This window comes from Mucilaginibacter sp. P4_G9, assembly GCF_056400985.1.
The window spans coordinates 1-5,355 of sequence record NZ_JBFUKF010000342.1; the positions used below are offsets into that span (position 1 = coordinate 1).

Consider the following 5,355-nt stretch of genomic DNA (forward strand, 5'->3'; position numbering starts at 1 on the left):
GCTTTATCCCCAACAAAACAGCTTCGGGTAAAAAGAAATGGATTGCCCATTCAGAAAAATCGGCTACTGGTTCAGTTCAGGTTAATGCAGGGGCTAAAGCAGCGCTGGTATCCAGCAAGGCCACAAGTTTATTACCCGTGGGCGTTGCTAAGGTAATAACCGACTTTAAAAAAGGCGATATCATTAAACTGGTTGATGAAAGCCATAAACTTATAGGCCTTGGCATTGCCGAATATGGCTCAGATAAAGCCCGGGAACGGATCGGCCAAAAAAATCAGAAGCCTTTGGTACATTATGATTATCTTTATTTACAGGGTTAACACATGAATTACAATCAATATTTCCAAAACGCACTTATAGCTGGCAGAAAGCCAACCCTTGCCCCTGCCCTTATAAACGAGGTTTTAAATGATGTAGCTGCAGAGGCTGTTGCCCAAACAGATGCGATATTAGCCGAAAACCAAAAGGATCTTGACTTGATGGATCCTGAAGATCCAAAATATGACAGGCTGAAACTTACCGCTGCCCGTATTGAGGCTATTGCCGGCGATATGATCAGTGTAGCCAACCTCGATAGCCCTTTGGGTAAACAACTTTCTGAAACACATATGCCCAATGGCTTATCCATTACTAAAGTTCGCGTGCCGCTGGGTGTGGTTGGCGTAATTTATGAGGCAAGGCCAAATGTTACCTTTGATGTATTTGCGCTGTGCTTTAAAACAGGCAACATCAGTATTTTAAAGGGCGGCAGCGATGCCGATCATTCAAACCGTGCCATTGTTTCCATAATACATAAAGTACTCACCAAACATCATATAGACCCGAATGTAGTTACCCTGCTCCCCGCCGAGCGCGAGGCAACCGCAGCATTGTTAAACGCTATTGGCTTTGTGGATGTGCTAATACCACGCGGGAGCCAATCGCTGATAGATTTTGTGCGAGATAACAGTAAAGTACCGGTTATTGAAACAGGCGCAGGTATTGTACACACCTATTTCGATCAATCTGGCGACCTGCTTAAGGGCGCCGAGATTATTGCCAATGCTAAAACACGCCGGGTTAGCGTATGCAATGCCCTAGATTGCCTGATAATTCATGCCGACAGATTAAATGATCTGCCGCAGCTTGCCCATATCCTGAAAGAGAAACAGGTTGAAATTTTTGCCGATGAACCTGCTTACCTGGCTTTAAAAAACGATTACCCTGCAAACCTTCTCCATAAAGCAAAGCCGGAACATTTTGGCACCGAATTTCTATCGATGAAAATGGCCGTTAAAACGGTGGATAGTTTTAAGCAAGCTTTAGAACACATAGCCGTAAACAGTTCCAAACATAGCGAGGCAATTATATCCGAAGATGCTGAGAACATAGCGACCTTTTTAAACGACGTTGATGCCGCAGCGGTTTATGCCAACGTATCTACCGCGTTTACAGATGGCGCACAGTTTGGCTTAGGCGCCGAAATAGGTATCAGTACGCAAAAGTTGCATGCCCGCGGCCCTATGGGCCTGGATGAGCTTACCAGCTATAAATGGATAGTTAAAGGCGATGGGCAGATAAGGAATTTATAACCCAACCCAGAGTTTATTGCATAAAAAAAGGTGCTTTCCAAAAGCACCTTAATTGTTTCTTGTTTAGCGGACTTACTTAATTAAGTAGTTCGCAATGGCTACAAAACAAATGATCATCAAAATTACTCCTTGCAACTTCTGTTCTAATGTTAATTGGCGTATCATTTTATTAAATTAATTAGGGTAAAGCAAATTTATATTGTAAATCGAATGTTACAATAGGCAATATCATTTTTACGTTAATTTTAATAAACAGTACGAAATGTTTTAGAATAGTCAACTCCACATTTATTCTTTAAAAAATTAGCAAAAAAAATCTTTTAACATTGAAATAGTATTAGTGTAACATTACGTTAAAACAGAAAATTCAAGCAATAAAAAGCCTTTTAAACGCATTTTTTTTTATTCATCGACTTGAAATGTAATTTTTAGCTAAAAACCTGATAACTCCGCAATAAGAAAATATAGTCCTTTTATTATAAAAGATACACCGCGATTTGACTTTTTTTCCTTATCCGTCAGATATATATTTTTCAAATCATTTGGAATTATTGCAGCATCCCCGTTACATTTATTAAAATTATAAACCAGTTAAAAATGCCACAGCACATCATGACCGTATACCTGTTAGTCGCCTTTATGGTGGCAGGTATACTTATCAATTCCCGGATTAAACAATGGCTTAATAAAAAAAGTTAGTCGTTTGTATTAAAGATTCTAATTTGATATAGATATCTTAACCCTTCCAGTATGTAAAAGTATAGCCCGTTGTACAATGGGCTATACTTTTATCCTGAGTAAACAAGACTAATATTCAATGGCATAAAATTAAATTTATGTATAATTAAAACTTCACATAGTCTATATAACACACTGATCAACAGATTAAATTAACTATTGATTAAATAGCATCTTTTATAATTTACAAATTTGATAATGGCAAAACGATGTATTACCTAACTAAATTCCTGCACTTAAGTACGCCCAACGTAAATCTTACCCTATCCTGACCCAAGTCTCTATCAACATAAATCACAATATCGTATCTTTGCGCCTATTATGAGTAAGCATGGCAGGATCTTAGTGGCAATGAGCGGTGGCGTTGATAGTTCGGTAGCGGCAGTGATGCTTCATGAACAGGGCTATGAAGTGATCGGCCTTACCATGAAAACCTGGGACTATGCATCATCAGGAGGCAGCTCCAAAGAAACCGGCTGCTGCAGTCTGGATAGTATTAATGATGCGCGTGCACTGGCCGTAAGTTATGGCTTTCCGCATTACATACTGGATATTCGCAATGAGTTCGGCGATTTTGTGATCGACAACTTTGTTGATGAATATCTTGCGGGCCGTACCCCTAACCCATGCGTGTTATGCAATACGCATATTAAATGGGATGCTTTATTAAAACGTGCCGATAAACTCGATTGTGAGTTTATTGCTACGGGCCACTATGCAAACATTCGCCTGCAGGACAATGGCCGTTATGTAATATCAAAAGGCAAAGACGAAAACAAAGATCAGTCATACGTGCTTTGGGGAGTATCTCAAAAAAACCTTGCACGTACTAAATTTCCTTTAGGCAGTTTTTCTAAACCCGAGATCAGGCAAATGGCCATGGATATGGGGCAGATTGAACTGGCCGGTAAAAGCGAAAGCTACGAGATCTGTTTTGTACCCGATAACGATTACAGATCGTTTCTAAGGCATAAAGTAGAAGACCTGGAGGAACGTGTTGCCGGTGGCAATTTTGTACTCGCTAACGGCACTATAGTAGGCAAGCACCAGGGATATCCTTTTTACACAATAGGTCAGCGCAAGGGTTTGGGCATTGCTTTGGGGCAACCTATGTTTGTTACCAGTATCGATCCGCAAACAAATACTGTGGTATTAGGTACAGCTGATGAACTGGAACGGAAACAAGCCTGGGTAAAAAATCTTAACCTGGTTAAATACGCCAGTATCACCGAACCTATTGAAGCGATCACCAAAATCCGATATAAGGATGYAGGTACCCAAAGCAGTATTGTGCAAATGGGCGAACACATGAAGGTTGATTTTCACCATAATGTTTCTGGCATAGCCCCGGGCCAGTCGGCTGTGTTTTATGAAGGTAACGATCTGCTGGGTGGTGGTTTTTTAATGTAATCCTTTTATTTGCTGGAATGTTTTAAGGTTGGAAATTTGCAATGTTATCGATTGCAATATCTGGTGTTTTACTTTCCGATTTTATTACAGTCTATGCTCGCCAAAGCAACATTTCAACCTTAAAACATTCCAACTTTCTAACATCTTTAGCAAAAACTAATTGGCGTTTCGCTTTCTTTATGTTTTATTTGCAAAAAATAACTGCTTAAATGGCCAAAAATTTACTGATAGTTGAGTCTCCGGCGAAAGCCAAAACCATCGAGGGATACCTTGGTAAAGACTTCGTTGTGAAGTCGAGCTACGGGCATATCCGCGATTTGGTGAAGTCTGAAGATGCGATAGATATAGGTAACAACTTCGCTCAAAAATACGAGGTGCCTGCAGATAAGAAGCAGGTAGTAAGCGAGTTGAAGAAATTAGCTAAAGAAGCAGAAATGGTTTGGCTTGCATCGGATGAGGACCGCGAAGGAGAAGCTATATCGTGGCACTTATTTGAAACCCTTGGTTTAAAAGATGCATCAACCAAACGTATTGTTTTTCATGAAATTACCAAACCTGCAATATTAAAAGCAATTGATACTCCGCGTAAAATTGACTACAACCTGGTGAACGCCCAACAGGCCCGCCGCGTTTTAGACAGGCTTGTGGGTTTCGAGCTCTCCCCTGTTCTTTGGAAAAAAGTGAAGCCATCACTTTCTGCAGGTCGTGTRCAATCAGTAGCTGTAAGACTTATTGTTGACCGCGAACGCGAAATAAATAAATTTACATCAGAGGCGGCCTTTAAAATAGTGGCTGTATTTGGCAAAGGCAAAGAAGCCTTTAAAGCCGAACTTGCCGAACGTTTTACCAAACAGGAAGATGCTGAAAAGTTTTTACAGGATTGTATAGGAGCTGATTTTGATGTGCGTTCGCTGGAAACCAAACCGGCCAAACGCTCACCGGCTGCGCCGTTCACTACATCAACACTGCAGCAGGAAGCCAGCAGGAAGCTCGGCTACTCAGTAGCACGTACCATGCAGGTAGCGCAAAGGCTGTACGAATCTGGTTATATTACCTATATGCGTACAGACTCGGTAAACTTATCCGAAACCGCATTAGATGCAGCTCAACAAGAAATTGTATCAGCTTATGGCGACAAATACCATCAGCTAAGAAAATATAAAACCAAGAACGCAAGCGCGCAGGAAGCTCACGAAGCTATAAGGCCAACCTATTTTAACAATCATACAATCAACGGCGAATCTAATGAAAAACGTCTGTATGAGCTGATCTGGAAACGTGCCATCGCGTCGCAAATGAGTGAAGCGCAATTTGAAAAGACTGTTGCAAAAATCAGTATATCAACCCGTAGAGATGAGTTGACCGCTAATGGTGAAGTAATGAAGTTTGACGGTTTTCTGAAGGTTTACCTTGAATCGCAGGATGATGAGGATGAGCCGCAGCAGGATGGAGACAATGCCATGCTGCCGCCTTTAACCAGGGGCCAGCGTTTAGCTTTACAGGAAATGTCGGCCACCGAGCGTTTCTCGCGCCCGCCTGCACGTTATACAGAGGCAAGCCTGGTTAAGAAACTGGAAGAGCTGGGTATCGGTCGCCCGTCTACCTACGCTCCTACTATTTCAACCATACAAAACCG

At 41.4% G+C, this 5,355-nt stretch carries 4 protein-coding genes; all 4 read left to right on the forward strand.

Going from position 1 to position 5,355, the window contains the following annotated elements:
• The coding region (locus AC1DPZ_RS21205) for a PUA domain-containing protein (protein ID WP_477407169.1) at positions 1-320 on the forward strand (320 nt) is incomplete at its 5' end.
• Between the two features lie 3 nt (positions 321-323).
• Positions 324-1,571: a glutamate-5-semialdehyde dehydrogenase gene (locus tag AC1DPZ_RS21210; protein ID WP_477407171.1), complete on the forward strand. Its 1,248-nt coding sequence runs from the start codon at positions 324-326 to the stop codon at positions 1,569-1,571.
• Between the two features lie 1,059 nt (positions 1,572-2,630).
• A complete protein-coding gene (mnmA, locus tag AC1DPZ_RS21215; protein ID WP_477407173.1) occupies positions 2,631-3,719 on the forward strand; it encodes a tRNA 2-thiouridine(34) synthase MnmA in 1,089 nt (362 codons plus the stop codon).
• A 209-nt stretch (positions 3,720-3,928) separates the two neighbouring features.
• Positions 3,929-5,355: type I DNA topoisomerase (gene topA / locus AC1DPZ_RS21220; RefSeq protein WP_477407175.1), on the forward strand; the 1,427-nt coding region annotated here is incomplete at its 3' end.

What these genes read in the sequence shown, in the direction of transcription:
- AC1DPZ_RS21210 (WP_477407171.1), top strand. Translation starts at nt 324, where the DNA reads ATGAATTACAATCAATATTTCCAAAACGCACTTATAGCTGGCAGAAAG.